The sequence below is a fragment of the Flavobacterium sp. UBA7680 genome (assembly GCF_002482975.1).
GTDB lineage: Bacteria > Bacteroidota > Bacteroidia > Flavobacteriales > Flavobacteriaceae > Flavobacterium.
In genome coordinates, this window is the sequence record NZ_DLHA01000025.1 from 1 (window position 1) to 24,983 (window position 24,983).

Below are 24,983 nucleotides of genomic sequence, written 5' to 3' on the forward strand. Positions count from 1 at the left end.
ATGTCGTCGCCTTTCTTTTGAAAAACCCTATCCAAATCGGATAGGGTTTTTTGTTTTTAGAACATTTTTTTTAATCTAAAACCAAGAAAGGAATCTAGCGATATTCCTTTCTTTTATATCGAAATTATATTAGTTGTACTTTTAGATAGATAATGTCTTAAATCTTAGTTTTTGCTTGTTATTTGCAGGCTTTAAAACTATTTCATTTCTATTTTGTCTTTAGACCATCTATCATTCTAGTTTGATGGACTTTTAAATGTACCATTAAATCAAAAAAAAAGCTTTAATTTTAAATTGAAATCTTTCTCCTATTTTGAAAGAGTAATTTAAAAAGTTTGGAATGTCACAAATTAACGCAAACCCAAAAGTTGATTTCTTTTTTGATGAAGCGAAGAAATGGCAGGCAGAATTAGAAATAATGAGAACAATTGCCCTCGATTGTCAATTAACTGAAGAATTAAAATGGGGAGTTCCTTGCTATACTTATAAAGAAAGTAACGTCGTATTAATTCATGCTTTTAAAGAATATTGTGCCTTTTTGTTTTTTAAAGGTGCTTTATTAAAAGATACAGATGGTATTTTGATCCAGCAATCTGAAAATGTTCAGGCAGCTCGTCAAATACGATTTACAAATCTTAAAGAAATTGTCGAATTAAAAGACATTTTAAAAACATATATTTATCAGGCAATAGAAATTGAGAAGGCTGGTTTGAAAGTAGAACTGAAAAAAACTTCTGAATTTGCCGTTTCCGAAGAGTTTCAAAAGAAATTAGATGAAATGCCAAATCTCCAAAAAGCTTTTCATGCTTTAACTCCAGGAAGACAAAGAGCTTATTTGCTTCATTTTTCGCAACCCAAACAATCCAAAACCAGAGAGGCGAGAGTAGAAAAAAATATTCCAAACATATTAGACGGTAAAGGACTTAATGATTAGAGATATACATATAAGTTTTAAATTATTTGTGATAACATAAAATAAGGAAAGATGAGTCAAAAAAATAAATTATCATCAGAACAGCAAGAATCATTATTAAGTGTTTTAGAAGCACGTTTTGAAAATAATAAACATCGCCATCAAAATATCGAATGGGAAAAAGTAGAGTCAAAACTAAAAGCTAATCCTGAAAAACTTTGGTCACTTGACGAAATGGAAAGAACCGAAGGAGAGCCGGATGTTGTGGGCTATGATGAAAAAACTAACGAATATATTTTTTATGATTGTGCTGCAGAAAGTCCAAAAGGGCGTAGAAGTATTTGTTACGATCACGAAGCACTAGAAAAAAGAAAAGAAAACAAGCCAAAAGACAGTGCAATAAACATGGCTTCAGAAATGGGAATTCAAATCTTGAATGAAGAAGAATATCGAGAACTTCAAAAATTGGGAAAATTTGATACCAAAACTTCAAGCTGGATTTTAACTCCTGCAAATATTCGAAAACTTGGCGGAGCAATTTTTTCAGATTTTCGTTATGATACCGTTTTTGTATATCACAATGGCGCCGATTCGTATTATGCTGCGAGAGGCTTTCGAGGTTCATTAAGAGTTTAAAAGAGTAAAAGAAAATATGATATTAGCCTTCGATACTTATTATTTTGATAATAAAGCAAAAACTGTCTGCCTTGAATTTGAGAATTGGAATGAAGACAAAAACTTTAAAGTTCACACAGAAATAATTGATAATGTTTCAGAATATATTCCGGGAGAATTCTACAAAAGAGAACTTCCGTGTATTATCAGTTTGTTAAATCAGATTGATTTGGAAAATATAGAAGCTATAATTGTGGACGGATTCGTATATTTAGATGATGATAAAAAATATGGATTAGGCGGACGTTTATTTGAAAAGCTAAATAGTAAAATTCCGATCATTGGTGTGGCCAAAACTAATTTTGCAAGTATCGAAAAAGATAAAAAGCCTTTGTTAAGAGGCGACAGCGCAAAACCATTATTTGTAACATCTATTGGAATTGATTTAGAAGAAGCTTTCCAAAAAGTTGAAACTATGGCGGGTGAATTTAGAATGCCGACTTTATTGAAAGAGTTAGATCGTTTAACGAAAGAACTTTAATTTTTTATGGATATACAACTTTGGAATCAAATCGAAAATTTTGATCTCGACAACCCAAATGATCAATACGGATTTTCAACAAGATTAGCATTCGAAAATAGTTGGACTATTTATTTTACTAAAACAGCGATTTTAGAATATAAAAAATTCATGTATCTGGCCGCAACTTCAAGCGAAATGGTTTCTCCTTCAGAAATTGTTGATATTGTCTGGCATCAGCATTTAATATTTACAAATTCGTATTCTGATCTATGCACAATTTTATCAAAAAGAATTGAGCATATTCCATCAACACACAATAAGGCTGAACACGGGAAATTTCATAAAGCCAAAGAAGTTACTAAAAACTTATACGAATTAAATTTTGGAAAACAGCCTAAAGAAATTTGGACTTTTGGAAATCCAATGGATTCACTTCAATTAGACAACGCTAATTATAATCTCGGAATATTAAAAATATTTTTTTTAGGGGCATTTATACTTTTAAGTTTTCCTATTTCTCTTCTTCTAAAACCAATTTTGATTCAAATTGATAATCCATATTTTGCATGGTATTACATATTCTTGTTTGCTTTGGTAACATTTTTATTAATGCAATTTGTTAAGAAAGCTTGTGATTCGTTGATTGAAAAAATTAAGTCGAAATTAATCATCAGCAATCTTACACCTTTAGAATTGGTCTTCTTTCAAAAAAATAATTTAGACTATGTAATTCATGGAGTCGTAAATAATTTAATTGAAAATAGAAGAATACAGGTTACAGGCAATAAATTAAACTTAATCGATGATACGCTAACAAATAATCAATATGAAAATTGTGTTATTGAAATCATGAAAGAGTATGATTTAATTCCTTATCTACAGATACATCAGTTAATTATAAACAAACCAATATTTCAACAATTAAAAAAAGGAGTTGAAAAAATTAGAGAAACGATTTTAGATTCTAAGCAATTTTTATTTATCATAAAAGTAGCGTTGGTAGTTTTTGGACTTCTTTTAAATATAGGCTTTAGCAGAATTATTACAGGAGTTTCTAGAGATAAGGCTATAACTAATATTGTTATTATAACCATAATTTTAGCTGCTATATCTTATCGTTACTATAAGAAAATTGTAAACTATTTATTTTTTCATACAATTCACTCCTCTTTTAAAGAAGGAAAAAGCAATATTAATGTTGAACAAGACTGGCAGTGGAATTATTTTTTATACGGAGGTCTGGCAGTTTCTTTTATGCCTTTGGTTATGCCTGCAAATAACAACTTTATATCATCAAATAGTGGTTCAGGATGTGGAAGTTCTGGTGGAAGCTCGTGCGGCAGTTCTTGTGGGAGTTCGTGCGGAAGCTCATGTGGCGGCTGCGGTGGTGACTAATTTATTTCGTAATCGTCATTTTGGCTAACCAATTGTCCAAAACGACTAAAAACAACTTTAGGCTTCGGCTGATCTTTGCATTATAATTTTAAAACAATTAAAAAATGCAAAAGACAATTTTTATTACAGGAGCTTCAACTGGTTTAGGAAAATCAGCAGCAAAATTATTTCAAAGCAAAGGCTGGCAGGTAATTGCCACCATGCGAAATCCAGAAAAGGAAACCGAACTAACTTCATTAAAAAACGTAATCGTACTTCCGCTTGACGTTACAAATTCGGAACAAATTACAGAAACAATAAAAAACATTACAGAGAAATATTCTGTAGATGTTGTGCTAAACAATGCCGGTTACGGATTAATTGGCGCTTTAGAATCTTTAAGTGAAATTCAAATCGAACGCCAGATTGTTACAAATCTATTTGGTGTTATTAGAATTTCAAAAGCTTTTACACCTCATTTTCGTGAGAAAAAAAGCGGTACTTTTATAAATGTTACTTCTACTTTCGGATTAATTGGATTTCCGACTTGTTCTATTTACAGCGCAACAAAATTTGGTGTTGATGGCTTTTCAGAAAGTTTAGCATCAGAATTAACCCAATTCGGAATTCAGGTTAAAGTTGTCGCTCCAGGCGGAATGAAAACTGATTTTGCAATCCGTTCTATGGAAGTTGGACAACACGAAGCGTATGAAAAATTAACCGCAGAAGTTAGTAAAGGCTATAGCGCAGAACAATTAGAGAATTATACCAATGCAGAAGATGTTGCTCAAATTATATACGAAGCGGCGACGGATAATAAAAATCAATTGCGATATATTGCAGGAAATGATGCCAACGCTTTGTATGATGAAAGATTGAAAAATGGTGCTGAAACCCAAGTTCAGAATATAAAAGCAATGTTTACTTTTTAATTTAAAACAAGATGAAAAATCAAGCAATAGAATTGACAACTTTTAAATTAAATGGTTTTACAACACAGCAATTTATTGATGCTAATGCAGCAATCGACGAATTTTTAAAACGTCAGAAAGGATTTCGTTCCAGAACAGTTTTCGAATTGAAAAAAGGAATGGTTTACGATATATTAGTTTGGAACAGCGCAGCAGAAGGTACAAATGCCATGCATAAATTAATGACGGAACTTAGCGATTCTGTTGTACACGACATGATTGATCAAAGTACAGTGAGCTGGAACATTGCACCAGTCGAACATTTTATAAATTTGTAAATGAAAAATCAACCTAAAATATTCAACAGCATTTCAGAACTGCATAAAGCTATGGGACAGCCAAAGCCCATGCATCCGCTTATTAGTATTTTGAATTATGGTGAAGCGATATTTGATCCCAAAGATTTTGAAAATGGAATTATTTTAGATTTTTATAAAATCTCTTTTAAAACCCATTTTTCGGGAAAACTTCGGTACGGACATGGTTTTTATGATTTTGAAGAAGGTGGAATGTCCTTTGTTTCGCCGGGACAAATTCTAAAAATGCAGGAGGAAGAAGCGGATTACAGCGGAATGTCCTTAAATATTCATCCTGATTTTATTCGGCCTTATACATTAAATACCAATATTAAAAAGTATGGATTCTTTTCGTATACGGCATCTGAAGCTTTGTATTTATCAGAAAATGAAAAAGAAACCATTTTAGGTGTTTTTGCCAATATTCAAAATGAACTGAAAGAACGAATCGATAATTTTAGTCAAGACGTGCTTATTTCGCAAATCGAACTTTTACTTAATTATAGCAATCGTTTTTATAACCGACAGTTTATAACCCGAAAAGCGGTTAATAATGATGTGTTTTCTAAACTAGAAATTTTATTAGAAGATTATTTTAATAACGAGAAACCTCTTGAAAATGGTTTGCCAACCGTACAATTTGTTGCTGATGAATTAGGTTTGTCTGCCCGATATTTAAGCGATTTGCTTCGGAATCTTTCGGGACAAAATACACAGCAGTTTATTCATGATAAATTGATAGAAAAGGCAAAAGAATATATTACGAAAGGAACTTTTTCAATGTCTGAAATTGCATATAAATTAGGTTTTGAGCATCCGCAGTCTTTCAATAAATTATTTAAAAAGAAAACGAATATTAGTCCAATCGCGTTTCAGGAACAATTCAATAAAAATTAAATATGGCATCAATAAATTTTGAACAGCTAAAAGAACGTTCTTTAGAAATAAGAAAGCGTTATCACGAATTAGAGTTATCTCATCATGGAAGTGAATGGACAATAGAAGAAGATGCACTAGCATTTTTGACAGATGCCGGTTTAGTTGGACGTAACGTAATGTCACAGCAAGGAAGATGGCCAAAAGCAAATACAGAACAAGAACTCAAACATAAATTAGGAGAATCGATTTGGTGGCTGACCGTTTTAGCTGAAAGAATGAATATCGATATTGAAAAATCAACGGAGGAATTTTTATCAAGCACCGAAAATTTGCTCGGAAAATAACTTTTATATTTTGAATCGTTTTTGCCAAATGACAAATTCTGCGTCAATAACTTTGATTAACTTGCTTCTATGAAAGAATTTATAGATTATATATTGCAATTTGGGACTTTAAATCAGCATCAGCTGGATTTAATTGCGAGCAAAACAACTGTATTGGAACTTAAGAAAGATGAATATTTTTCGGAAGCTGGAAAAATTGCACAGCAAGTCGGTTTTGTTTTAGACGGAATTACCCGCGTTTGTTATTACAACAATAGAGGTGAAGAAATTACCAAATATTTTATCGACGAAAATAATCTGGTTGTTGATATGGAGAGTTTTGACAATGATATTTGTTCCAATGCTTATGTGCAGGCGATAACAGATTGTAAATTGTTGGTTTTTTCTAAAAAAGACTGGAGGGAACTTTTAGAAACTATTATTGGCTGGGATGCTATAGTACATAGAATTATTTCAAAAGCATTGAGACAAAAAGTAGAAAGAAGAAGTCCGCTGGTTTCAGAAGATGCAACTACACGATATTTAATGTTTTTGAAAATTTATCCAAATGTAATCAATCGCATTCCGTTATCTTATGTGGCTTCTTATTTAGGAATTACACAATCGTCATTAAGCAGAATTAGAAAAAATATCAGTTAAAATTGCTTTTTGCCAAATGACAAATGATTCCATTTTCAAAGTAACCAACTTTGTATTATAATTTTAAAACAATTTAAAAATGAAATCAGTATTAATAACAGGAGCAAATAGAAGCATAGGATTAGAAATTACAAAACAACTTTCAAAGCAAGGATTGTTTGTTTATTTAGGAAGCCGTGATCTTGAAAAAGGAAACGAAGTTGTAAAGCAATTAAACAAAGACGGATTTCAAAACATCAAAGCCATTGAAATTGATGTTACCAATCCAGAATCCATTTTAGCAGCAAAGAATATTGTAGAAAGTGAACAGGGAAAATTAGATATTCTGATTAATAATGCGGGAATAAGCGGCGGCCAGTTTCCTCAAACCGCTTCGGATACCAGCGTAAAAGATATTAAAGATGTATTTGAAACGAACTTTTTTGGTGTTATAAGTGTTACTCAGGCTTTTTTGGAATTACTAAAAAAATCAGACAGTCCGAGAATCAGCAATATAACTTCAGGACTTGGTTCTTTGACTTTGCATAGTGATCCAACCTGGAAATATTACGATTTCAAATCGGCAGCTTATGGAACTTCAAAAGCAGCATTAAATGCATATACTATTGTACTGGCTTATGAACTAAAAGATTTGTCTTTTAAAGTAAATGCAATTGATCCGGGTTATACAGCAACAGATTTTAATCATCATAGCGGACCTGGAACTGTAGAAAGTGCTGCATCGTTTATTATTAAGCATACGGTAACAGATGAAAACGGACCAAATGGACAGTTTTTTAGTAATGATATTGAAGATGAAACGGGTATTAGTCCTTGGTAAGACCGGAAAAAAATAATTATAAAAAAGACTCCAAACCTAGATTTGGAGTCTTTTTTATTTTAATGCAAATTGAATTTATTCATATTTCAAATATTTCAAAACATCAACTTTTGTTGCCTGATAAGCTCTTGAAAGAACAACTAGTAGCGTTAATGAAAGTAAAGCAGTAAATCCAATTAAAAAAGGAAACATCGAAATGGTAATTCTATAGGCGAAATTCTCCAGCCATTTATTTAGTAAATAATAAACAGGAAATAAAGCAATTAAAAAACCAATTATACAGAAAAAGATATACTGTTTACAAAGTTCTATTAATAAAACATTAGTTTCGGCTCCCAGTGTTTTCCTAATAGCGATTTCTTTCATTCGTCTTTCAATCGAATAAGAAGCCAAAGCAAATAATCCGAAAAGCGCAATTGTAATTACGATAATGTTCAATAAAGAGAAAAGATTTTTTTGTTTTACATAACTGCTGTATGATTTTTTATATTCTTTATCTACAAAATCATATAAAAACGGATAATCAGAATCAACTTTTTTTGTCCACAAATTTTCTATATCGGTTATAGTCTGCGACATGGTTTTAGGATCGGCTGTTACATAAATATTGTTCAAAAGGCTCGTAAACCACGGTACACTTTTAAAATGAAATATAGTGACAGGAGGTATGGCTTCGCCTGGATTTCCAATATTAAAATCTTTTACAACCCCTACGATAATGGCTTCTTTTCCGTCCCAGTTAATTTTTTTTCCTATCGGATCTTTCTCGTTTAATAATTTTGAAGCGGTTTCATTAATCAGCATAGAACTAATAGTATCCTGAGAATAATCTGGACTTAAATAGCGCCCTTTAACTATTTTTATTTTCATCATTTCAAGAAGACCAAAGTCTACCGGAATATTATTTCCGTCTATATTTATGTCTTTGTAATGATATGAAATTACCGATTTTGCACCGCTTCCCAGAACAAATCCGCCGCCAGAAACTTGTTTTACTCCCTTAATGCGCAACAATTCATTTTTAATAGTGTTGTATTTGCGTATTCTGTCTTCATTACTAATTTTTTCACCATAAATATTTCTATAAGAGATATTCAGAATCTGGTTTCCGTTAAAACCTACATCCTTTGAGTTCATATAATTAATTTGCTGGTATACTATATAAGAACCAATAATAAAGAAAGCTGCCACAGCAAATTGAAAAATCAACATTCCGTTTCGAAGCCAGATACCATTTTTACTTCGGGCAAAATTTCCTCGCAATACTTTTAAAACATCAAAGTTTGAAACATATACCGCCGGAAAAATTCCTGCTGCAATTATCATTATAATAAATATAACGAAAAGCTGCAGATAAAACTGACTGCTTTGTAATACAAGTGTTTTTTCTAAAAAAACATTGTAATATGGCAGGGAAAGTTCTACAATAACAAGCGATATTAAAATAGAAAACAATGAAATGATGGCAGTTTCAAAAATAAACTGTTGTATGATTTCTATTTTCGAAGCTCCAATGATCTTTCGAACACCAACTTCCTTAGCTCTTTTTACAGCATTTGCAGTAGCAGAATTGACATAGTTTACAATTGATAGTATTAAGACTAAAATTGATAATCCGGCAAAAATCAATAATAACTGATAATTTCCGTTGGATTCTATCAAACCACCGGTTTTAGTATGCAAACGAACAATTGATAACGGCTCTAAATGAGGCTTTACTTCTCCAAATTTTTGAATAAATTCTTGTGGATTCATACCTTGAGCTTTTGCCCGCGGTGCTATCATGTTCTCATAATAAATTTTAGCCAGATTTTTGGTAACAAGTTCTGCGTCAGATGGATTTTTTAATTTTAATAAAAGAATAAACTGAAAATTTCCCCATTGCTGAATGCTGTTTTTTACTCGTGTGTCCATAAAATTAACGACACAAGAAGGATTAAAAACTGATTTTTTATCCAGTTTATAAACACCTCTAACAATTAAAACCTGATTTTGTAAAATGATCTTTTTTCCTAAAGCACTCTCATTTCCAAAAAGCTGATGAGATAGATCTTCAGATATACTAATGCTATTTACATCCGGCAGCGCATTTTTTATATTTCCTTCAATAAAGGAATAAGGGAAATAATCGAAAAAGTTTTTCTGTGCTACAACAATTTTGTCAGACTGTACTTTTTTATTATTGTAATGAATAATTTCATTATCGTAATTGCCATTTAAATAACAAAAAGATTCGACTTCGGGACTTATATTTTTTATGGCAGAGCCTATAGGTGCAGAACTTGAAGCCCAATAAGTTGTTGGGTCCATTTGATTGGCAACCAAAAAAACATTGTCTTTGTTTGGGTTCCATTGATCATAACTCTGTTCGTCGTTCCAATACAAAATCGCAAAAATTAAACCCGCAATTCCAATACTCAATCCCAAAACATTCAAAACCGTAAACAGCTTATTGTTTTTTATATGATACGTAAAAACATTAATCCAATTTTTCAGCATGACCTTAGTTTTTAGAAGTTACTAAAACGTCCACATTTCTCTGATTTAATTTTTCAGAAAGAATAACACCATCTTTCATCAAAATTATTTTCTGCGAAAAAGAAGCATCATAATCAGAATGCGTAACCATCAAAATCGTAGAACCGCTGGCGTGAAGATCTGTCAATAACTCCATTACTTCATTACCATTTTTACTGTCCAGATTTCCTGTAGGTTCATCGGCAAGAATAATTTTAGGGTCATTAATTAAAGCTCTTGCAACCGCTACACGCTGCTGCTGCCCGCCCGAAAGCTGCTGCGGAAAATGTTTCAAACGATGTGCAATACCCAAAACACCTGCAATATGCTCTATTTTTTTCTTTCTTTCAGATGACGGAACATTGTTGTAAATCAAGGGCAGTTCGATATTATCATAAACCGATAATTCATCAATTAAATTAAAATTCTGAAAAATGAACCCAATATTTTCTTTTCGGGCTTTCGATTTTAATTTCTCTTTCTGGCCAATCATTTCCTGTCCTAACAACTCATAACTTCCGCCAGAAGCGCTGTCTAATAATCCAATAATATTTAATAAAGTCGATTTTCCGCTTCCGGATGGCCCCATAATGGAGACAAAATCGCCTTCGTTTATGGTTAATGAAATTTCACTTAAAGCATTTGTTTCTACTTCTTCGGTTCTAAAAATTTTAGAAAGTTTTTTGATCGTAATCATAATTGATTTTTTTAATGTTTGATTGCTATTCGTTTTCTGATTTTTTTGTCTTCTGAAGTAAAAGAAACACGCCCGAAAATTAAGATAATTAACAATGCGATTTATAGATATTTATTTTGCTATTTTTACTTCAGAAAGGCATTAATAATTAATGATTTACAAGTAGAAAAGTGATTTTCATGCCAAAAATTTAAACCTTGTAACTGCCTTATTTTTAAAATTTTATTATCCGAAAAAAATCTATAGTGTCCACAATTGGACACCTTTTGTCCAAAACCGAACAAAAATGAAAAAGACAAACGCATCAATATTAATCATCGACGATCAGGAAGACATACTTTTTGCATCAAAAGTGTACCTGAAAAAGTATTTTGAGAACATTCACACACTCAATAATCCGAAAAAAATAGTCGAATTACTGTCAAAAAATGCGATCGATGTCGTTTTGCTCGATATGAATTACAGAATAGGGTTTGAAGATGGAAGAGAAGGTTTGTATTTGCTGAAAGAAATAAAAACGCTTTCGCCGAAAACCGTTGTAATATTAATGACCGCTTTTGGAAAAGTAGAAACCGCAGTTGAAGGATTAAAATCGGGTGCTTTTGATTATATCTTAAAGCCCTGGGAAAACAAAAAGCTTTTAGAATCTGTAAAACAAGCCGTTGATAAATCCAGAAAAGAACAAAAAAAGAACAAAGAGATTGAAACCGATAATGACTTTTTTGTGGGAGCTTCTGTAATAATAAAAAAAGCATATTCGCTGGCCGACAAAGTGGCGAAAACTGATGCCAATGTTTTAATTCTTGGAGAAAACGGAACCGGAAAATTTGTTTTGGCACATCATATTTACAGCCAGTCTGAAAGAAAAAACAATCCGTTTATAGCCGTCGATTTAGGTTCGCTGAATTCGAATATTTTCGAAAGCGAATTATTCGGTTATGCAAAAGGCGCTTTTACCGATGCAAAAATGGATACACCCGGACGTTTTGAAATGGCGCAGAACGGAACTATTTTTTTAGATGAAATAGGAAACGTTCCGCTGCATTTGCAATCTAAATTATTACAGGTTATTCAAACCAAAACCGTAACAAGATTGGGCGAAACAAAACCAAGACCTTTGAATGTTAGAATTATTACGGCAACCAATTTGAATTTAAAACTGGAAGTGGCTGATAAAAACTTTAGAGAAGATTTGTATTACCGCATTAATACGATGGAAATTGTGCTGCCGCCGCTTCGGGAACGAAACGAAGATAAAATTCCGCTGGCAGAATATCTTCTCGATAAAATGATTGAAAAATACGGAAGAAGTGCAATTACTTTTGATAAAAAAGTTTTGGAACAAATTGAAAAACACGCCTGGAATGGAAACATCCGCGAAATGGAAAATAAAATTGAACGCGCTGTTATTCTTTGTGAAAACAACACAATCACAGTTTCTGATTTAGATTTAGAAACCATAACAGCTTATGATGAAAATCCGGATGATATTCAACTTTCGTCTGTAGAAAAAGCGACTATTGAAAAAGCGCTTCTTAAGCACAGCAATAATATCAGTAAAACTGCCGACGAACTAGGATTGTCAAGAGGTTCTTTGTACAGACGTTTAGAGAAATATAATATCAATATTAACTAGTATGTTTAAAACACTGCAAACTTATAAACTGCTCTTTTTTCGATTGATAGCCATTGTTTTGGGAATCGAAATTTCGATTTATTTCCTTAAAACCAATTTGTTTTTTACAGGTATATTTGGCTTTTTTATTGTTTTTCTGCTCATTCGCGAAATGTATTTTTATGTTCGCAATTTTGTTTTGCTTTACGATAAAACCATTTCTTCGATCCTGCAGAATGATTTTTCATCAGATTTTACCAAACATAAAGCCAATAAAAATTATGGTGATTTGTTTCAATTGTATGATACTTTAAAAGGCAGACAAAACGAACAGATTTCAAAAGATATTATTTACCGCTCTATTTTAAATAATATCGAAACCGGAATTATCATTTTAGAAAAACAGGAAAATGACTGGGATATATTTTTAATGAATGATTATTTCTCGTCTCATTTTAATGTACCCAAAGTTTCGAAATGGAAATATCTTAAAAATCAATTGCCATCGCTTTGTGAAATTATTGAAGAAGATGATTTTCATGAAATAAAAACGTCTGTCGAAATTAGTATAAACGAACAAGCCGCACAGACATTTGTTTTGCAGGCATCTAAAACAGAAATTTTTGAACGCGAATATTGTATCGTTTTACTCGATTCCATTCAAAATGTAGTCGAGAAAAAAGAAAAAGACGCATGGGTCAATTTGATGAAAGTGATCTCGCATGAACTTTTAAATTCGATAACGCCCATTCGTTCTATTTGTCAAAACCTGCAAGACTTGGTAGAACAAGATTCACTGTCGGCAGAAGATTTAGAAGATATCAAAAACAGCGTTGAAACCATGTTAAGACGAAGTGATCATTTGCAGAAATTTGTTGAAGGTTATCGAAAATTGGCGATGCTCCCGTCTCCAAAAAAACAAAAAATAGAACTACAGCCTTTGATTGAAAATTGTCTGCAAATCATGAATCCATTATTTAAAAAAGACGGAATTGAAGTTGTAAATGCAATTTCCCTGAAACATCCAATTAATGTTGACCCGCAACAAACGGAACAAGTTATTATTAATCTTTTGACGAATTCTGTTTACGCATTAAAAAATACGACTCAAAAACAAATTCTAATTTCGGCAGAAGCCAAAGAAAACAGAACTTATATTAAAATCACCGACACGGGCAGCGGAATCGAAAAAGAAATCGAAAATAAAGTTTTTCTGCCTTTTTTTACCACGAGAAACGAAGGCGCCGGAATTGGTTTAACGCTTTCTAAAAATATTATCGAAGCGCATGACGGTTATGTTTCGTTTAAAACTGAGAATGGGAAGACTGTTTTTGAGATTTGTTTGGTTGAGGGGTGAGGTTTTCTATGATAAGGTTTGGTGAAGATATTTCTTATATTAGCTCTATAAAACAAGTTAAAAGTATTTAAATGAAACACATTACGAAAGATATAATACTGAATATTGCATGGATTCTGTGCTTCAGTTTATTGGCCTATGTACAAATTGAACGGCTTAAAGAACCATGGGAAAAATCACTATTCGCAACACTTAGTATAATTACAGTATTATTGTTCATAAAAAATGTAAGCAGGATTAAATATTATACGCTCATTGATGATGTTTTAATTATTCGTCAAATATTCTCGAAGCCGAAACAATACAGTTTAAAAACTGTTTCAGGTTGGAGTGAAAATCAGTATGAATTCTTAGGTTTTAAAACTGGGCGAGATATAGTTTTAAAAACAAAGGAAGGGGAAAAAATCAATTTAGTCAAAAGGAATTCTAAAGATTTTGAAAAGCTTTCAGATTATTTGAATGAAAATTTTCCCGAAGTGTTTGAGAAAAACTAAATAAATGGATTGTTATAGTTTAGTCCCTACGGGACAAATATTTAGGGACCATTTTTTTTCTACCGACATTTAACTCCTAAAGGAGTATTTCGTAGAAATTAAATATCGGTAGAAAAAAGAAGACCCAATAAATAATACTCCGTTAGGAGTTAAATGTCGGTAGGAAAGAATAAGATCCCAATAAAAGAATATCCCGTAGGGATTATACTCATATCTAATAAAAAACCTCCAAAGTTATTCCTCAATAATTTTCTTTCGATGTTCAATTCCCCAATCAGTCAAGTTATTAATAATTGTCTGCAGTGTTTTTCCATGATCTGTAAGTACATAATGAACACTTACAGGCTGTGTATCAAGAACCAATCTTTTAATTAGTTTATTTACTTCCAGTTCTTTTAATTCCTTACTGAGCATTTTGTTTGAAATGCCAACAACATCATTCAGGATATCTGAGAACCTTCTTTCGTTATAATAACAAATAGAAGAAATAATAGATATTTTCCATTTTCCGCTCAACACATCCATTGAATCCTGCACAGCCATCATTTCTTTTTTGTGCTTCTCTTTCTCGCGTAAATTACATTCCATAAGGTTACTTTGTTACTTCAAGGTTACTGTTACTTTTAGTTACAAAGTTACTAAAATAAATTAAACTGACATAAATTTGCATCAGTAAACATAATTTAAAATTATAAAAATGAGCAAATTAAAAAATAAAGTAGCAATAATTACAGGCGCTTCAAAAGGAATTGGCGCTTCTATTGCTAAATATTTTGCAGCAGAAGGTGCAAAAGTTGTAGTGAATTACGCATCAAGTAAAGAGGATGCAGACAAAGTGGTAAAAGCGATAAAAGATAACGGCGGAACAGCAATTGCAGTTCAGGGCGATGTTTCAAACGAATCTGATGTAAACAGACTTTTTGAAGAAACAAAAAATGCTTTTGGAACATTAGATATTTTGGTAAACAATGCAGGAATTTACCAATATGCGCCAATTGAAGAATTGTCAGCACAATCTTTCCATTCGCAATTTAATATCAATGTTTTAGGATCATTACTTTCTATTCAGGCAGCTTTAAAATTGTTTGGAGAAAAAGGCGGTAACATAATTAACATCAGTTCAGAAGCTGGTAAATCGCCACTTCCAACAGGATCTGTATATTCTGCCACCAAAGCAGCTTTAGACGCTATTACTATTTCTTTATCTAAAGAGTTTATCGGAAGAAATATCAGAATCAATTCTATTTTACCGGGAATAGTAGAAACAGAAGGTTCACATTCTGCGGGTTTTATTGGCAGCGAAGCCGAAACAAAATTTGTTGCCAGCACACCTCTTGGCCGCACCGGACAGCCGGAAGATATTGCAAAAGTAGCTGTATTTCTAGCCTCTGATGATTCAGGTTGGATTACCGGAGAGAAAATTTCTGTTTCGGGAGGGATTTTCGGATTATAATTATTTCTAATTTTTAAAAGAACAAAATGAGTAAATTAAAAAATAAAGTAGCCGTAATTACTGGAGGTAATAGCGGAATAGGTTTTGGTATTGCAGAGGCATTCAAAAACGAAGGAGCTTCCGGAACTATAACCGGAAGAAATGAAGTAACATTAAATAACGCTGTAGTAGCTTTAAAATCAGATTTTATAGGTATTGCTGGAGATGTAACCAAAAGCGATGACTTAGAAAATATATTTAAAAAAACAGCTGAAAAATTCGGAAATATAGATGTATTGGTAGTGAATGCTGGCGGTGTTGTCGACGGCGTTCCTATGGCTGATATCGAAAATATTACCGAAGAAGGTTATGACCGATATATGGATTTGAATTTGAAAAGTTCTTATTTTACCGTAAAAAAAGCACTTCCCTATTTAAATGATGGTGCATCCATAATACTAATAGGGTCGAGCGCGGCACATCGTGCTGCGCCGGGAATGGCAATTTATTCTGCAGCAAAAGCGGCAATTATATCATTGGCAAAAGGTTTATCACTAGATTTATTGCCAAGAAAAATACGTGTGAATACACTTTCACCCGGATCTATCGACACGCCTGTATTTGGAAAATTAGTACCGGAGGAACACTTAGATGCTGTAAAACAAATGTGGATAGATATTACTCCTGTAGGCAGACAAGGTCTTCCGTCAGACATTGGAAACGCTGCTGTATTTCTGGCATCAGATGATTCTTCTTTTATAGTGGGAACAGAAATCTTATCAGATGGTGGTCTAACCAATATCAGTTTAATGAAATAAAATAGTAACATCTTTTAAAATGAAAAACTCCAAAATCAAATGACTTTGGAGTTTTCTATTTATCTAATTATTTTTAGAAATGCGGTATAAACATCATCTTTAATAGAAGTTCGCATATAATATAAATCTTCATCTTTGGTGCTTAAATCAAATTTAATTAAACCGGCATCACAATAATAAAATATAGTATCATCAACCGGAAATTCAATATTTGAAATAGGCTGGGTTGTTAATTTTAATTCGAATGCAATTTCCCCATTGTTTATGTCCAGCTGAAAAAGTCTTCCTTTTTTGGTGTAACCCCAAATATTATCACTGTCCTCCGTTATGTATTCTACATTATCATTTTGAAAATCCCTTTTCCAAATCTGAGTTCCTGTTTTTGAATCTACCGCATATACCGAAGAAACTGTTGTGCCTTGCGCTGCAAAATATAATTTTTTGTCTTTCGTAAATATGCGTTCCTTAATATTATATTGATCCTCTGGTAATTTAAATTGCCATAAAATGTCCAACTTATCTGGAGTTAAAGCAAAAAGTACATCTTTTTCATTAGCTATAAATACATTTTCACCATCGGTTACAGGTTTGCTGTGCATACTTTGGTCAAAGCTTTTTTGGTTAAGAACTTTTCCTGTATTGGCATCAAACACATATAAATTAGTCGAACTCGGAACAAAAACTTTGTTATTAAAAAACAATACCGGAATATCGTTTGTTGGAGTATCCAGTTTGTAAGTCCATGCTAAACTACCATCTTTTGTATCAAGAGCATAAATATTACTGCTTCCGTTTTGATTTTGTGCAGTTATATATAGCTTTCCGTTATTGACAACCGGAACCTGATCTTTAAGAACAATTTGGTCTGTGATATTTCCTAATCTTGATTTCCAAAATACATCACCGCTTTGATTATCTACCGCAACAATTTCACCGTTTATAAACGGAATGTATACAACACCATTCGATATAGTTACTTTATTGGCACACATTTCGGTAAAAGGACTTGTAGCTTTTACAGTCCAGCCAATTTGTTCAGATTCTAAATCGTATGAAAAAAGAGCACCGTCGTAATCATAAATTAAAATTGACGCTTCGTCTAAAGGAACTTTTTTAAGCGCACTTACAGCTTTATTCGTGACCTGTTCACTAGGCGGTAAAGTTTTATTATTAGTATTTGTAGTTTTTGATGCGGCTGGCGTTTGTCCAAACGTATTTATAACAGCAAATACAAATAAAAGAGTTATTAGGTTTGTTTTCATTTTTAAGATTTGGGTTGATGATTTGATTTTCTTTTCAGCAAAAAAGCTGCCAAATAAAACAATCAACGTCAAATATAGTTAAAAATTGTTATAGCATTTTATAAGTTATAACCTCATATGTATATGTTTATGTTACGATAATGTAGATTATAAATTCACATTCTTGCATAATTATTTATCAAGTATATTTTGTATTGAACCGCTGATTTCCTCTAAATTATTTTGTTTGTTATTGGTCATTAAAATAATAGTAGAATTTAGATTGCTGATTAATAAAGCCTGATAATTAAAAGCTGCACCATCGTGTATATGATTGGTTACTTTTCCATTTTCAATAGTTCCGCCTCCAAGACCAGTTTGATTATCTTTAGAGAAAGGCACAAAAAGTTCACGTGTCGATTCTTGATTAATAATTTTAAATGAATTAATAGCTTCAGACCATTTGTAAAAATCCTTTAAAGTTAAAGCTGTCCAACCCGAAATATTATATTTAAGAATATCCTGTTTTCCTTTACTATTATACGATTTTGCAAAAAGTTTCTCTTTTTCGTCTGGATCTACAACCGCATTTTTTATTCCGTTAGGCTTTAATATTTTCTTTATAACAAAAGAATTGAAACTCATATTAGTAATTTTCTCAATAATACGCCTTTGTAAAAACACATTATTGTTATTGTAATCATACTTTGTTCCCGGTTCAAAGTCAAGTTCCGAAGTCTTTTGAAGAAAAGCCATATTATCTGAATCCTGATTGACTTCATTCCACTTTATTTGAGGCAGTCCGCTTGTGTATTGAAGCAGATTGATAATTTTAATTTTGTTTGCCCAAGATGGAAGTTCAGGTAGAAATTTAGAAATCGGGTCATCGAGTTTTAATTTTCCCTGCTCTTTCAGTATCATAATTCCAACTGCATTAAATTCTTTGGCAATTGAACCTATATGAAAACGGTAATCTGTATTTAATGGAACGGAGTTACTTGCATCAGCTTGTCCAAAAGCTTTTTCGTAGATTATTTTACCTTTTTCAGCAATTAAAACATTTCCGTTAAAGGTTTTAGATTGAAGTGCTTTTTGAAATAAAGTATCTAGGTTTTTTTCTATTTCATTGGTTTGGCTGTAAAAATTCCAGCACGTTGTCAATGCAATAGTAAAAAAGATAATTTTTATTTTTTTGATGATTGAATTCATTTTGTAAATTTTAATAAATATAAAAAAACTCCATTAGAAATAATGGAGTTTTTATGCTTTCAAAAGGTTATTTCTCTTTTAGCTTTTAGGTCAAAGGATATATATGTGAATGTATCTCTAATTTATTACTTAACAGCCGCCTTTGCGAGGAACACGTTTAAAAATTACTTTATTATCTCGTTCTACATAGCTGCCCGATATTATGGGATAGGAATACTTGGGCGCGTATGATACACCATGGCTTTTTAAAATTATTGTGTCGTTAACTTTCAGACTGTACAATTGCTGAAGTTGGGACTTTTCCGGTTCAAATCTCAGAATATAATCTTCACCATCAATTCTGGCCATCACTCCGAAACCTAATAGCGATCCTGGTGGAAGAGAAAGAGACGTTATAACAGCCTCCATATTGGTATTCTTGCTTATTTTAGCAGCGCCGGCAAGCACTTTTTTACCTTGGGGAGACATTTCCCAGTTTTTGAATTTTACACCATCAGGGGTTGCTTCCCATTTTTTCAATTTGGCTTTCCTTTCAGCAATAGAGAGTGTTTTTTGGATTGGTTTTTTTGGAGTTTCATTTTTAGTTTCACAATTTGTAAAAACTAGTCCACTTACCGCAACCAGCGGTAAGATCAGTGCATAAATGATTTTTTTCATATTTTTTATAGGTTTAATTAAAATAGATCTATCTCCTGATAAATCTTGTTCATGTAAAGCATTCTTTTTATTTTTTACAATCTTTAAAGTTGTTGTAACAAAATTACTTTGATATATTTCAGCCTTAGGAACTTAGATTGTAAATAAAAATGTAAACTTTGTAAATTAAAACTTGACACTATGCATCATAGTCAAAATCCCCTGTACGGAAAAGGCAAGTATATCTTTGGATTGATACTGCTTTTGTTTATATCTGCAATCGGCACAGTTTTCAGTAAGACTGATAGTGACGAGTTTGCTATTGCAAGAAGGGAAATTTTGCTTCGCAGAATTGGTCATGAATTACTTTTACAATCGGGAGATAAAACATCAAGGGTTCTTCCTGTAAAAAAGATCGCTGAAAATGAGTATCAAATCAGGTTTGAAAATGAATTTACTTTTCAAACGGACTCTTTAGTCAATATTACGCAGCGTTTGTTAGCACAAGATCCACTCGCAGATGATTATGTTGTTAATGTAGTGAACTGCGGAAATAGTAGCGTAGCTTATGGATATGCTATATCAAAAAATAAGAAAGACGATATTGTACCATGCAAAGGAAGAAAGCAGCCCAAAGCATGTTACATGATTAATATCAAATTTAAACCACTGGGTATATATACAGCAAAGAATAAATATTTTTTGGTTGGCGGTCTGTCATTTTTAGCGTTTGTTGGATTTGTTTTTTTTAGATCTGCTAAGTCAAAAGTAGCTTTACCTAATAATTCTACTAGTTTGTTCACTTTAGGTTCGGTAGTGTTTGATGCGAAAAATCGTAAGCTGATCATAAATGAAAAGACATTAGACCTCACCGGAACAGAAACCCGTTTATTACTCATTTTTGCATCATCTCCTAACGAAACCATAGAAAGAAGCCGACTGCAAAAAGAGATATGGGAAGATGAAGGTGTTATTGTGGGCCGTAGTCTGGATATGTTCATATCAAAACTTAGAAAAAAACTCGAACATGATCCAAATGTCCAAATTATTGTTATACGCGGAAAAGGGTATAAGCTTAATATTACTTCTTAAGTTTATGCACAAGTTAGTTAAGATATTCTAAGCTAGATTTGAAGAAACTTTCATGTAAAAAATCTTAATTTTTTTATAGAGTATTTAAGAAATGAATAAGAGATTTTGCAAATAATCTTATATTCGCTTTCAAATAAAAATTGGTTAATAAAGAGAAAAACTATTATAAACTACAAAACAACCAGAGTTAAATTACAACACTAATTATGCAAGAAGAAATAACGAAACATTCAAACAAAATTTATAAAACTGTGAAAAATTCAGAACATACATTGGGAGAGAAAGTAAAAGAAATCATTATAGAAATATTCATAATCGTTTTTGCCGTGACGCTTTCAATATGGCTGCACAGTTGGAGTGAGCACAGACACCAACAAGAAGAAGTATCTGTGTTTCTTACTAATTTAAAGAATGATTTACAGAATGACGTAAAAAGTATCGACAATGAAATGGAAGCATACCAAATGACAAACCAAAGCTATGAGAAGATTTTGGCATTAACGACTTCCCAACTTGACAGTATTTACAAGTCTAAAGGCAAAGTTAATTTTCCAATTCATTCGCATGGACAAACACTGAGTATTGGTAATTATGAAGGTTTTAAATCAAGCGGAAAAATTGGCTACATTGAAGACGAAAAATTAAAACAGAAAATTTTAAATTATTACCAAATATTTGTGCCGGCTGTTAACGAAGTTGATAAAATATACAATGATTTTTTGATTAAGTGTTTTGATAAAACGATAGAAAATGCAGATAAATCTGAAAAAGAATTATATTCAGACCCAAAATATAAAAAGACGCTCGAATATCTTGTCAAACTTGGTAAGAATAATATAAGGGTTTATAAAGAAAATACAAAACCACTCGCAGTTGAGCTTATTAAAGAAATTGACAAAGAGTTGAATAAATAAGCGAACGAATAATCGTCGTTTAGAAAAAATAACAAGCATAAAAAAACTCCATTATTTTTAATGGAGTTTTTTTATGCTTTAAAGGTTATTTTACTTTTAATATTTTTTCAAGATATTCGACTTTGTCTTTTTCGGCCTGAATTAAACGTTCAAGCTTGGTTGAACATTAATTGAATTAATTGTTGAACTATCGTGACTAGTATTGGTAAAAGTATTGTTCATGATATTCAATACCATATCATCACAATAATTTTTAATTGCTTCTACGGTTACACCAAGTGCTTTTGCAACTTCTGCAAGTTTTGTATCATCTATAGTTTCGCTGTTTTCAATTGCTGAAACCGTTTGCTGGCTAGTGCCTAAAGCTTGTGCCAATGCTTCCTGCTTCATATCACGAAGTTCACGGATACGGCTTATATTTCTTCCGATATGTTTTGGTCTTGATAGTGTGCTCATAATTCAAAGATAATAATTAAGTATAATAAACCGGAATTGTAAAAAACATAATTTAAAATGTAGATTACAAGTGTTCTTTGGGAGCGGTAAACAAAAATACAATTTTTCTGATAAGTATTTTGAATTTTAAACCGAAGCACTTTTACTCTGTTTTATTTCTATCAATAAGATTTGCCATATTAGAATTGAACAACGGAAGATTTTCATCTAAAGAAGAAAAAAAATCAAGATCGGCATTTTCTACTTCAATAAGAGCTTTTTGCAAAATTGTTTCGCCTGTATTCGTTAATCGAATGGTTTTTGCCCTTGTATCAGTTTCATGTTCATGTCTGGTAATAAAACCTTTTTCTTCCAGTGTTCGCAATACTTTTGAAACCATCATTCTGTCGGCATTACTCTGATTCGCAATATCAATTTGTGTTACAGAATCACTTTTTTTTGAAAGCCAGCCCAAAGCAGCCAGCAGCACAAATTGAGTCTGCGTTAAATCTAACGGATCTAAAACTTTTTTTAGTTTGCGCTGCCAAAGCATTGTTAGCTGTCCAAGTAAATACCCCGGGCTGTCTTTTGGACTTTTAAAATGAAAATTAATTTCCTTAGCCATAATAATTTTGAAGCATTTGTGTCAGTATTAAAAATCAAGTTTATTGATTTCAAAGATAGCCATCAGAACCTTTAGTAGATTGGATAACAGAAATTTTTTCTTCCTTAATCTGTTTCTAAAATTACTGATTATTTACTTTTATTTTGTCTCCAAAAAAGTAAGTTTATAACCGTCAAGATCTTTTACGTGAAAAGCTCTTCCAAACGGAGTTTCTATAATTGGTCCCGCTGTTGTTATTCCGTTTTCGATAAATTTCTCTTTTAATTCGTCTACATTTTCGGTAACAGCAAACCAAAGCGCTACGCCAACTCCTAATTCTCGATCTTCTAAAGGTTCAAGCGGAGTACGAATAGCAAAACTTGCTTTTCCTTCGTCGTATTTAAAAATACATGCCTGCGGATTAGTATTTCCAACTTCAAACCCTAATTTCTTTTCGTAGAAGTCTTTTGATGCTTCTAAATTTTTTACTTGTAATGATGCAAATGTAAGTTCTCTCATTTTTTTTAAAATTAAATTGTTGTCGCAAATATAATATACGCGACAACAATATGCAAATGAATTTGCTTTTTTGTTTTTGATTTTTAGAAGTTACACAATCTTGTCATTTCGACTGAAAGGAGAAATCGCACTAGAAATTCTACAAAATATGTCATCAATCTTTGTCGATTCCCGAGTGCGATTTCTCGTTCCTCGAAATGACAATGCTTTGCGTTTATTAGATTAATGTAAAAGATGCGGAGAAAAAAAATAGACATAAAAAAACTCCTTAAGATAATTAAGGAGCTTATTTAAGAACTTTTTATGATGTGAAGAACTTTTCGTTAAATCGATCAAAACCTATAACCTACATTAAGTTCAATTTTATTCACAATATTATGATCTGTTTTGTTAGCATTAAATAATAAGGCTCCATAACCGACGTTAATTTCAAAAATAAATCCACTTTTTGTGGCCCATTTTCCACCTAAACCTGCGCCAAGAGCAAAATCATAAACATCAGGGTTTTCAATAAAAATGGAATGATCTTCTGAATCATATATTTTTTTTCCATCGATAGAAGTAAACATTCCAAATCCTTCAACAAAAAAGCCAGCGCCATATTTCTTTCCAAAATATCTTCTGTAGTATGGCGAGATAGAATAATTTAAATCTTCATTGTTTGTATTGTCATATACCTTAAAAAAAGAAAGCCCCAATGATGACTTATGGTTTAGATGCCTTTCGTAACCTATCTCAAAAGATCCAGTTAAAGGAGCAAGTACATTTAATTTAACTTCATTATTTTTCTGATAAGGATTTGAATCAATTTCATTTTGAGCCTGAACAGAAAAAAATGAAAGAACCATAAAAGTTGCCAAGTAATTTTTCTTCATAAAATTAGATTTGTTTAAGTAGGGTAAACATATAATAATTTATTTCTGAAGATGTTAAAATGTGTTAAGCGGCTTGTTAAATAATATCCAAAATAAAACAACGGATTTTAAGGTACATAAATCTCAGTTAAAAGTTATGATTTCAGATCGGGTTTGTAATAGTAAAACGAAGAATAATATTTCTCACGTGCTAGCAGGAGAAGAAAAATTGAGCTTTATAAAAAAGTAGATTGTAAAGCTACAAATCGAACATGTTTCTTACCGATTTGTAGCTATTATGGTAAATCACTGTTAATAGTAGTTTTAATTATAATACTCTGATATTGTAATAATTGTGTGTTTTTCTTTTTCTGAAATTTCTATCCCTTCAGAAATTAAATTGTCTTCTGGATTATCATCTTCAAACTCCAAAAAAAATGATGAATCACTATTATCAATTTTTTTAAATTGACCTTCGATAAGCTTGTTGCAATAATTATTAAATTTAAATTTACAGGCTATATCGTTGATTTTTCTTATCAACGTACTGTCTAATTCCTTATTTGGATAAATATTGGTTTTAATTTCTACTGAACTGGCAAAATGGTCACAGCCGCCTTTATATACAGTTAGGGTATCACCATTGTATATTAATGTTGCTTTGTTACTTTTTGAATCCCAAACATATTTTTTGATTTCAAGTTCACTCAGCCATTCTTCTGTTATTTTTTTGTAATTGTCATCAAATACACAGTCTGAATCGTTTTCTAATTCATCATCTATTTTAACAACCGAATCAGATTTAATATTTTTAATTATAGTGTTTTCTTTTTGTGTTTTTTTTTCTGTACAAGAAAGACTTATAATTAATATCAATACAGAATAGAATGTTTTTTTCATAAAATTACTCTTAAATAGGATATATGTTTAATGATGTTCGACTTATTTACCTCAAAATTGGGTTGGTATGTCTAAAGAATGTTGGTGTTTTTTTTGTTTTAAAAATAGAACTTTTATTTGATAATACTTGAAGCGTGTCTCTTATCTGTTTAATGTTTTTTCCTGGTCGCGCATAAAAGAGGAATCGCGTGATTTTAAGGTTTTAGATATTTTTTGAATAAGCATAAAAAAAGTCCTAATTTTCATTAGGACTTTTTTGTGGGGAGAGCAGGATT

General features: G+C 31.8%; 27 protein-coding genes and 1 pseudogene. 17 read left to right on the plus strand and 11 right to left on the minus strand.

Features of this window, described 5'->3' with window-relative positions; genetic code table 11:
- Positions 1-340: 340 nt before the first annotated feature.
- The 10 genes from B3C18_RS09645 to B3C18_RS09690 all read left to right on the plus strand — a co-directional run bounded on the left by B3C18_RS09645 (position 341) and on the right by B3C18_RS09690 (position 7,374).
- The gene (locus B3C18_RS09645; RefSeq protein ID WP_291146048.1) at positions 341-934 is read left to right on the plus strand and encodes a YdeI/OmpD-associated family protein; all 594 of its coding nucleotides are present in this window, start codon (positions 341-343) and stop codon (positions 932-934) included.
- Between the two features lie 51 nt (positions 935-985).
- Positions 986-1,549, plus strand: a complete 564-nt coding sequence (locus tag B3C18_RS09650) for a DUF4256 domain-containing protein (protein WP_291146051.1) — start codon at positions 986-988, stop codon at positions 1,547-1,549.
- A gap of 16 nt (positions 1,550-1,565) precedes the next feature.
- Positions 1,566-2,069, plus strand: a complete 504-nt coding sequence (locus B3C18_RS09655) for an endonuclease V (RefSeq protein WP_291146053.1) — start codon at positions 1,566-1,568, stop codon at positions 2,067-2,069.
- A gap of 6 nt (positions 2,070-2,075) precedes the next feature.
- Complete coding sequence (locus B3C18_RS09660; RefSeq protein ID WP_291146056.1) at positions 2,076-3,446, plus strand: hypothetical protein; 1,371 nt, start codon at positions 2,076-2,078, stop codon at positions 3,444-3,446.
- A gap of 104 nt (positions 3,447-3,550) precedes the next feature.
- Entirely contained in the window at positions 3,551-4,357 is an 807-nt protein-coding gene (locus B3C18_RS09665) for an SDR family oxidoreductase (protein WP_291146059.1), read from the plus strand.
- Positions 4,358-4,368: 11 nt separating this feature from the next.
- Positions 4,369-4,674 carry a hypothetical protein gene (locus tag B3C18_RS09670; protein WP_291146062.1) on the plus strand — a complete coding sequence of 102 codons (306 nt, stop codon included), beginning with the start codon at positions 4,369-4,371 and terminating at the stop codon, positions 4,672-4,674.
- Complete coding sequence (locus B3C18_RS09675; RefSeq protein ID WP_291146065.1) at positions 4,675-5,589, plus strand: helix-turn-helix domain-containing protein; 915 nt, start codon at positions 4,675-4,677, stop codon at positions 5,587-5,589.
- A gap of 2 nt (positions 5,590-5,591) precedes the next feature.
- Positions 5,592-5,915: a MazG-like protein gene (locus B3C18_RS09680; protein WP_291146067.1), complete on the plus strand. Its 324-nt coding sequence runs from the start codon at positions 5,592-5,594 to the stop codon at positions 5,913-5,915.
- A gap of 69 nt (positions 5,916-5,984) precedes the next feature.
- Positions 5,985-6,554: a Crp/Fnr family transcriptional regulator gene (locus B3C18_RS09685; RefSeq protein WP_180861188.1), complete on the plus strand. Its 570-nt coding sequence runs from the start codon at positions 5,985-5,987 to the stop codon at positions 6,552-6,554.
- Positions 6,555-6,633: 79 nt separating this feature from the next.
- Complete coding sequence (locus B3C18_RS09690; protein ID WP_291146072.1) at positions 6,634-7,374, plus strand: SDR family oxidoreductase; 741 nt, start codon at positions 6,634-6,636, stop codon at positions 7,372-7,374.
- Between the two features lie 75 nt (positions 7,375-7,449).
- On the opposite strand, the gene B3C18_RS09695 is transcribed toward B3C18_RS09690, so the two are convergent.
- Both B3C18_RS09695 and B3C18_RS09700 read right to left on the minus strand, forming a co-directional pair.
- Positions 7,450-9,873, minus strand: a complete 2,424-nt coding sequence (locus B3C18_RS09695) for an ABC transporter permease (RefSeq protein WP_291146075.1) — start codon at positions 9,871-9,873, stop codon at positions 7,450-7,452.
- Positions 9,874-9,877: 4 nt separating this feature from the next.
- The gene (locus B3C18_RS09700) at positions 9,878-10,588 is read right to left on the minus strand and encodes an ABC transporter ATP-binding protein (RefSeq protein ID WP_291146088.1); all 711 of its coding nucleotides are present in this window, start codon (positions 10,586-10,588) and stop codon (positions 9,878-9,880) included.
- 286 nt (positions 10,589-10,874) lie between these two features.
- Between B3C18_RS09700 and B3C18_RS09705 the strand changes: the two genes are divergently transcribed.
- The 3 genes from B3C18_RS09705 to B3C18_RS09715 all read left to right on the plus strand — a co-directional run bounded on the left by B3C18_RS09705 (position 10,875) and on the right by B3C18_RS09715 (position 14,054).
- Complete coding sequence (locus B3C18_RS09705) at positions 10,875-12,224, plus strand: sigma-54-dependent transcriptional regulator (protein ID WP_291146091.1); 1,350 nt, start codon at positions 10,875-10,877, stop codon at positions 12,222-12,224.
- Position 12,225: 1 nt separating this feature from the next.
- Positions 12,226-13,560, plus strand: a complete 1,335-nt coding sequence (locus B3C18_RS09710) for a sensor histidine kinase (RefSeq protein ID WP_291146095.1) — start codon at positions 12,226-12,228, stop codon at positions 13,558-13,560.
- 71 nt (positions 13,561-13,631) lie between these two features.
- Positions 13,632-14,054, plus strand: a complete 423-nt coding sequence (locus B3C18_RS09715; RefSeq protein WP_291146098.1) for a hypothetical protein — start codon at positions 13,632-13,634, stop codon at positions 14,052-14,054.
- 234 nt (positions 14,055-14,288) lie between these two features.
- On the opposite strand, the gene B3C18_RS09720 is transcribed toward B3C18_RS09715, so the two are convergent.
- Positions 14,289-14,642 (minus strand): winged helix-turn-helix transcriptional regulator, encoded by a 354-nt coding sequence (locus B3C18_RS09720; protein ID WP_291146102.1) that lies wholly within the window; start codon positions 14,640-14,642, stop codon positions 14,289-14,291.
- Positions 14,643-14,751: 109 nt separating this feature from the next.
- Between B3C18_RS09720 and B3C18_RS09725 the strand changes: the two genes are divergently transcribed.
- Both B3C18_RS09725 and B3C18_RS09730 read left to right on the plus strand, forming a co-directional pair.
- A complete protein-coding gene (locus tag B3C18_RS09725) occupies positions 14,752-15,507 on the plus strand; it encodes an SDR family NAD(P)-dependent oxidoreductase (protein WP_291146106.1) in 756 nt (251 codons plus the stop codon).
- 26 nt (positions 15,508-15,533) lie between these two features.
- Positions 15,534-16,304: an SDR family NAD(P)-dependent oxidoreductase gene (locus B3C18_RS09730; RefSeq protein ID WP_291146109.1), complete on the plus strand. Its 771-nt coding sequence runs from the start codon at positions 15,534-15,536 to the stop codon at positions 16,302-16,304.
- Positions 16,305-16,363: 59 nt separating this feature from the next.
- Here the strand turns inward: B3C18_RS09730 and B3C18_RS09735 are convergent, their stop codons facing one another.
- From B3C18_RS09735 to B3C18_RS09745, 3 genes are all read right to left on the minus strand, one after another.
- Complete coding sequence (locus B3C18_RS09735; protein ID WP_291146112.1) at positions 16,364-17,566, minus strand: PQQ-binding-like beta-propeller repeat protein; 1,203 nt, start codon at positions 17,564-17,566, stop codon at positions 16,364-16,366.
- 171 nt (positions 17,567-17,737) lie between these two features.
- Complete coding sequence (locus tag B3C18_RS09740) at positions 17,738-18,754, minus strand: serine hydrolase domain-containing protein (RefSeq protein ID WP_291146115.1); 1,017 nt, start codon at positions 18,752-18,754, stop codon at positions 17,738-17,740.
- Between the two features lie 129 nt (positions 18,755-18,883).
- Entirely contained in the window at positions 18,884-19,411 is a 528-nt protein-coding gene (locus B3C18_RS09745; protein WP_291146118.1) for a hypothetical protein, read from the minus strand.
- Between the two features lie 180 nt (positions 19,412-19,591).
- Between B3C18_RS09745 and B3C18_RS09750 the strand changes: the two genes are divergently transcribed.
- Together B3C18_RS09750 and B3C18_RS09755 are read left to right on the plus strand one after the other, a co-directional pair.
- Positions 19,592-20,482, plus strand: a complete 891-nt coding sequence (locus tag B3C18_RS09750) for a winged helix-turn-helix domain-containing protein (RefSeq protein ID WP_291146120.1) — start codon at positions 19,592-19,594, stop codon at positions 20,480-20,482.
- A gap of 251 nt (positions 20,483-20,733) precedes the next feature.
- Positions 20,734-21,396, plus strand: a complete 663-nt coding sequence (locus B3C18_RS09755; RefSeq protein ID WP_291146123.1) for a DUF6090 family protein — start codon at positions 20,734-20,736, stop codon at positions 21,394-21,396.
- Positions 21,397-21,641: 245 nt separating this feature from the next.
- Here the strand turns inward: B3C18_RS09755 and B3C18_RS26025 are convergent.
- From B3C18_RS26025 to B3C18_RS09780, 5 genes and pseudogenes are all read right to left on the minus strand, one after another.
- Positions 21,642-21,852 (minus strand): annotated as a pseudogene (locus B3C18_RS26025) (helix-turn-helix transcriptional regulator); the annotation flags it as partial.
- Between the two features lie 142 nt (positions 21,853-21,994).
- Positions 21,995-22,456 (minus strand): MarR family winged helix-turn-helix transcriptional regulator, encoded by a 462-nt coding sequence (locus B3C18_RS09765; RefSeq protein ID WP_291146126.1) that lies wholly within the window; start codon positions 22,454-22,456, stop codon positions 21,995-21,997.
- Positions 22,457-22,594: 138 nt separating this feature from the next.
- Positions 22,595-22,954, minus strand: coding sequence for a VOC family protein (locus tag B3C18_RS09770; RefSeq protein WP_180861148.1), 360 nt, complete (start codon positions 22,952-22,954; stop codon positions 22,595-22,597).
- A 332-nt stretch (positions 22,955-23,286) separates the two neighbouring features.
- Positions 23,287-23,829, minus strand: a complete 543-nt coding sequence (locus B3C18_RS09775) for a DUF3575 domain-containing protein (RefSeq protein WP_291146132.1) — start codon at positions 23,827-23,829, stop codon at positions 23,287-23,289.
- Positions 23,830-24,132: 303 nt separating this feature from the next.
- Positions 24,133-24,708, minus strand: a complete 576-nt coding sequence (locus B3C18_RS09780; RefSeq protein WP_291146136.1) for a hypothetical protein — start codon at positions 24,706-24,708, stop codon at positions 24,133-24,135.
- Positions 24,709-24,983: the final 275 nt, after the last annotated feature.

What these genes read in the sequence shown, in the direction of transcription:
- B3C18_RS09750 (WP_291146120.1), top strand. Translation starts at nt 19,592, where the DNA reads ATGCATCATAGTCAAAATCCCCTGTACGGAAAAGGCAAGTATATCTTT.
- B3C18_RS09665 (WP_291146059.1), top strand. Translation starts at nt 3,551, where the DNA reads ATGCAAAAGACAATTTTTATTACAGGAGCTTCAACTGGTTTAGGAAAA.
- B3C18_RS09735 (WP_291146112.1), bottom strand. Translation starts at nt 17,566, where the DNA reads ATGAAAACAAACCTAATAACTCTTTTATTTGTATTTGCTGTTATAAAT.
- B3C18_RS09645 (WP_291146048.1), top strand. Translation starts at nt 341, where the DNA reads ATGTCACAAATTAACGCAAACCCAAAAGTTGATTTCTTTTTTGATGAA.
- B3C18_RS09705 (WP_291146091.1), top strand. Translation starts at nt 10,875, where the DNA reads ATGAAAAAGACAAACGCATCAATATTAATCATCGACGATCAGGAAGAC.
- B3C18_RS09765 (WP_291146126.1), bottom strand. Translation starts at nt 22,456, where the DNA reads ATGGCTAAGGAAATTAATTTTCATTTTAAAAGTCCAAAAGACAGCCCG.
- B3C18_RS09725 (WP_291146106.1), top strand. Translation starts at nt 14,752, where the DNA reads ATGAGCAAATTAAAAAATAAAGTAGCAATAATTACAGGCGCTTCAAAA.
- B3C18_RS09660 (WP_291146056.1), top strand. Translation starts at nt 2,076, where the DNA reads ATGGATATACAACTTTGGAATCAAATCGAAAATTTTGATCTCGACAAC.
- B3C18_RS09700 (WP_291146088.1), bottom strand. Translation starts at nt 10,588, where the DNA reads ATGATTACGATCAAAAAACTTTCTAAAATTTTTAGAACCGAAGAAGTA.
- B3C18_RS09680 (WP_291146067.1), top strand. Translation starts at nt 5,592, where the DNA reads ATGGCATCAATAAATTTTGAACAGCTAAAAGAACGTTCTTTAGAAATA.
- B3C18_RS09775 (WP_291146132.1), bottom strand. Translation starts at nt 23,829, where the DNA reads ATGAAGAAAAATTACTTGGCAACTTTTATGGTTCTTTCATTTTTTTCT.
- B3C18_RS09650 (WP_291146051.1), top strand. Translation starts at nt 986, where the DNA reads ATGAGTCAAAAAAATAAATTATCATCAGAACAGCAAGAATCATTATTA.
- B3C18_RS09695 (WP_291146075.1), bottom strand. Translation starts at nt 9,873, where the DNA reads ATGCTGAAAAATTGGATTAATGTTTTTACGTATCATATAAAAAACAAT.
- B3C18_RS09730 (WP_291146109.1), top strand. Translation starts at nt 15,534, where the DNA reads ATGAGTAAATTAAAAAATAAAGTAGCCGTAATTACTGGAGGTAATAGC.
- B3C18_RS09715 (WP_291146098.1), top strand. Translation starts at nt 13,632, where the DNA reads ATGAAACACATTACGAAAGATATAATACTGAATATTGCATGGATTCTG.
- B3C18_RS09670 (WP_291146062.1), top strand. Translation starts at nt 4,369, where the DNA reads ATGAAAAATCAAGCAATAGAATTGACAACTTTTAAATTAAATGGTTTT.
- B3C18_RS09685 (WP_180861188.1), top strand. Translation starts at nt 5,985, where the DNA reads ATGAAAGAATTTATAGATTATATATTGCAATTTGGGACTTTAAATCAG.
- B3C18_RS09720 (WP_291146102.1), bottom strand. Translation starts at nt 14,642, where the DNA reads ATGGAATGTAATTTACGCGAGAAAGAGAAGCACAAAAAAGAAATGATG.
- B3C18_RS09675 (WP_291146065.1), top strand. Translation starts at nt 4,675, where the DNA reads ATGAAAAATCAACCTAAAATATTCAACAGCATTTCAGAACTGCATAAA.
- B3C18_RS09710 (WP_291146095.1), top strand. Translation starts at nt 12,226, where the DNA reads ATGTTTAAAACACTGCAAACTTATAAACTGCTCTTTTTTCGATTGATA.
- B3C18_RS09655 (WP_291146053.1), top strand. Translation starts at nt 1,566, where the DNA reads ATGATATTAGCCTTCGATACTTATTATTTTGATAATAAAGCAAAAACT.
- B3C18_RS09690 (WP_291146072.1), top strand. Translation starts at nt 6,634, where the DNA reads ATGAAATCAGTATTAATAACAGGAGCAAATAGAAGCATAGGATTAGAA.
- B3C18_RS09745 (WP_291146118.1), bottom strand. Translation starts at nt 19,411, where the DNA reads ATGAAAAAAATCATTTATGCACTGATCTTACCGCTGGTTGCGGTAAGT.
- B3C18_RS09770 (WP_180861148.1), bottom strand. Translation starts at nt 22,954, where the DNA reads ATGAGAGAACTTACATTTGCATCATTACAAGTAAAAAATTTAGAAGCA.
- B3C18_RS09740 (WP_291146115.1), bottom strand. Translation starts at nt 18,754, where the DNA reads ATGAATTCAATCATCAAAAAAATAAAAATTATCTTTTTTACTATTGCA.
- B3C18_RS09780 (WP_291146136.1), bottom strand. Translation starts at nt 24,708, where the DNA reads ATGAAAAAAACATTCTATTCTGTATTGATATTAATTATAAGTCTTTCT.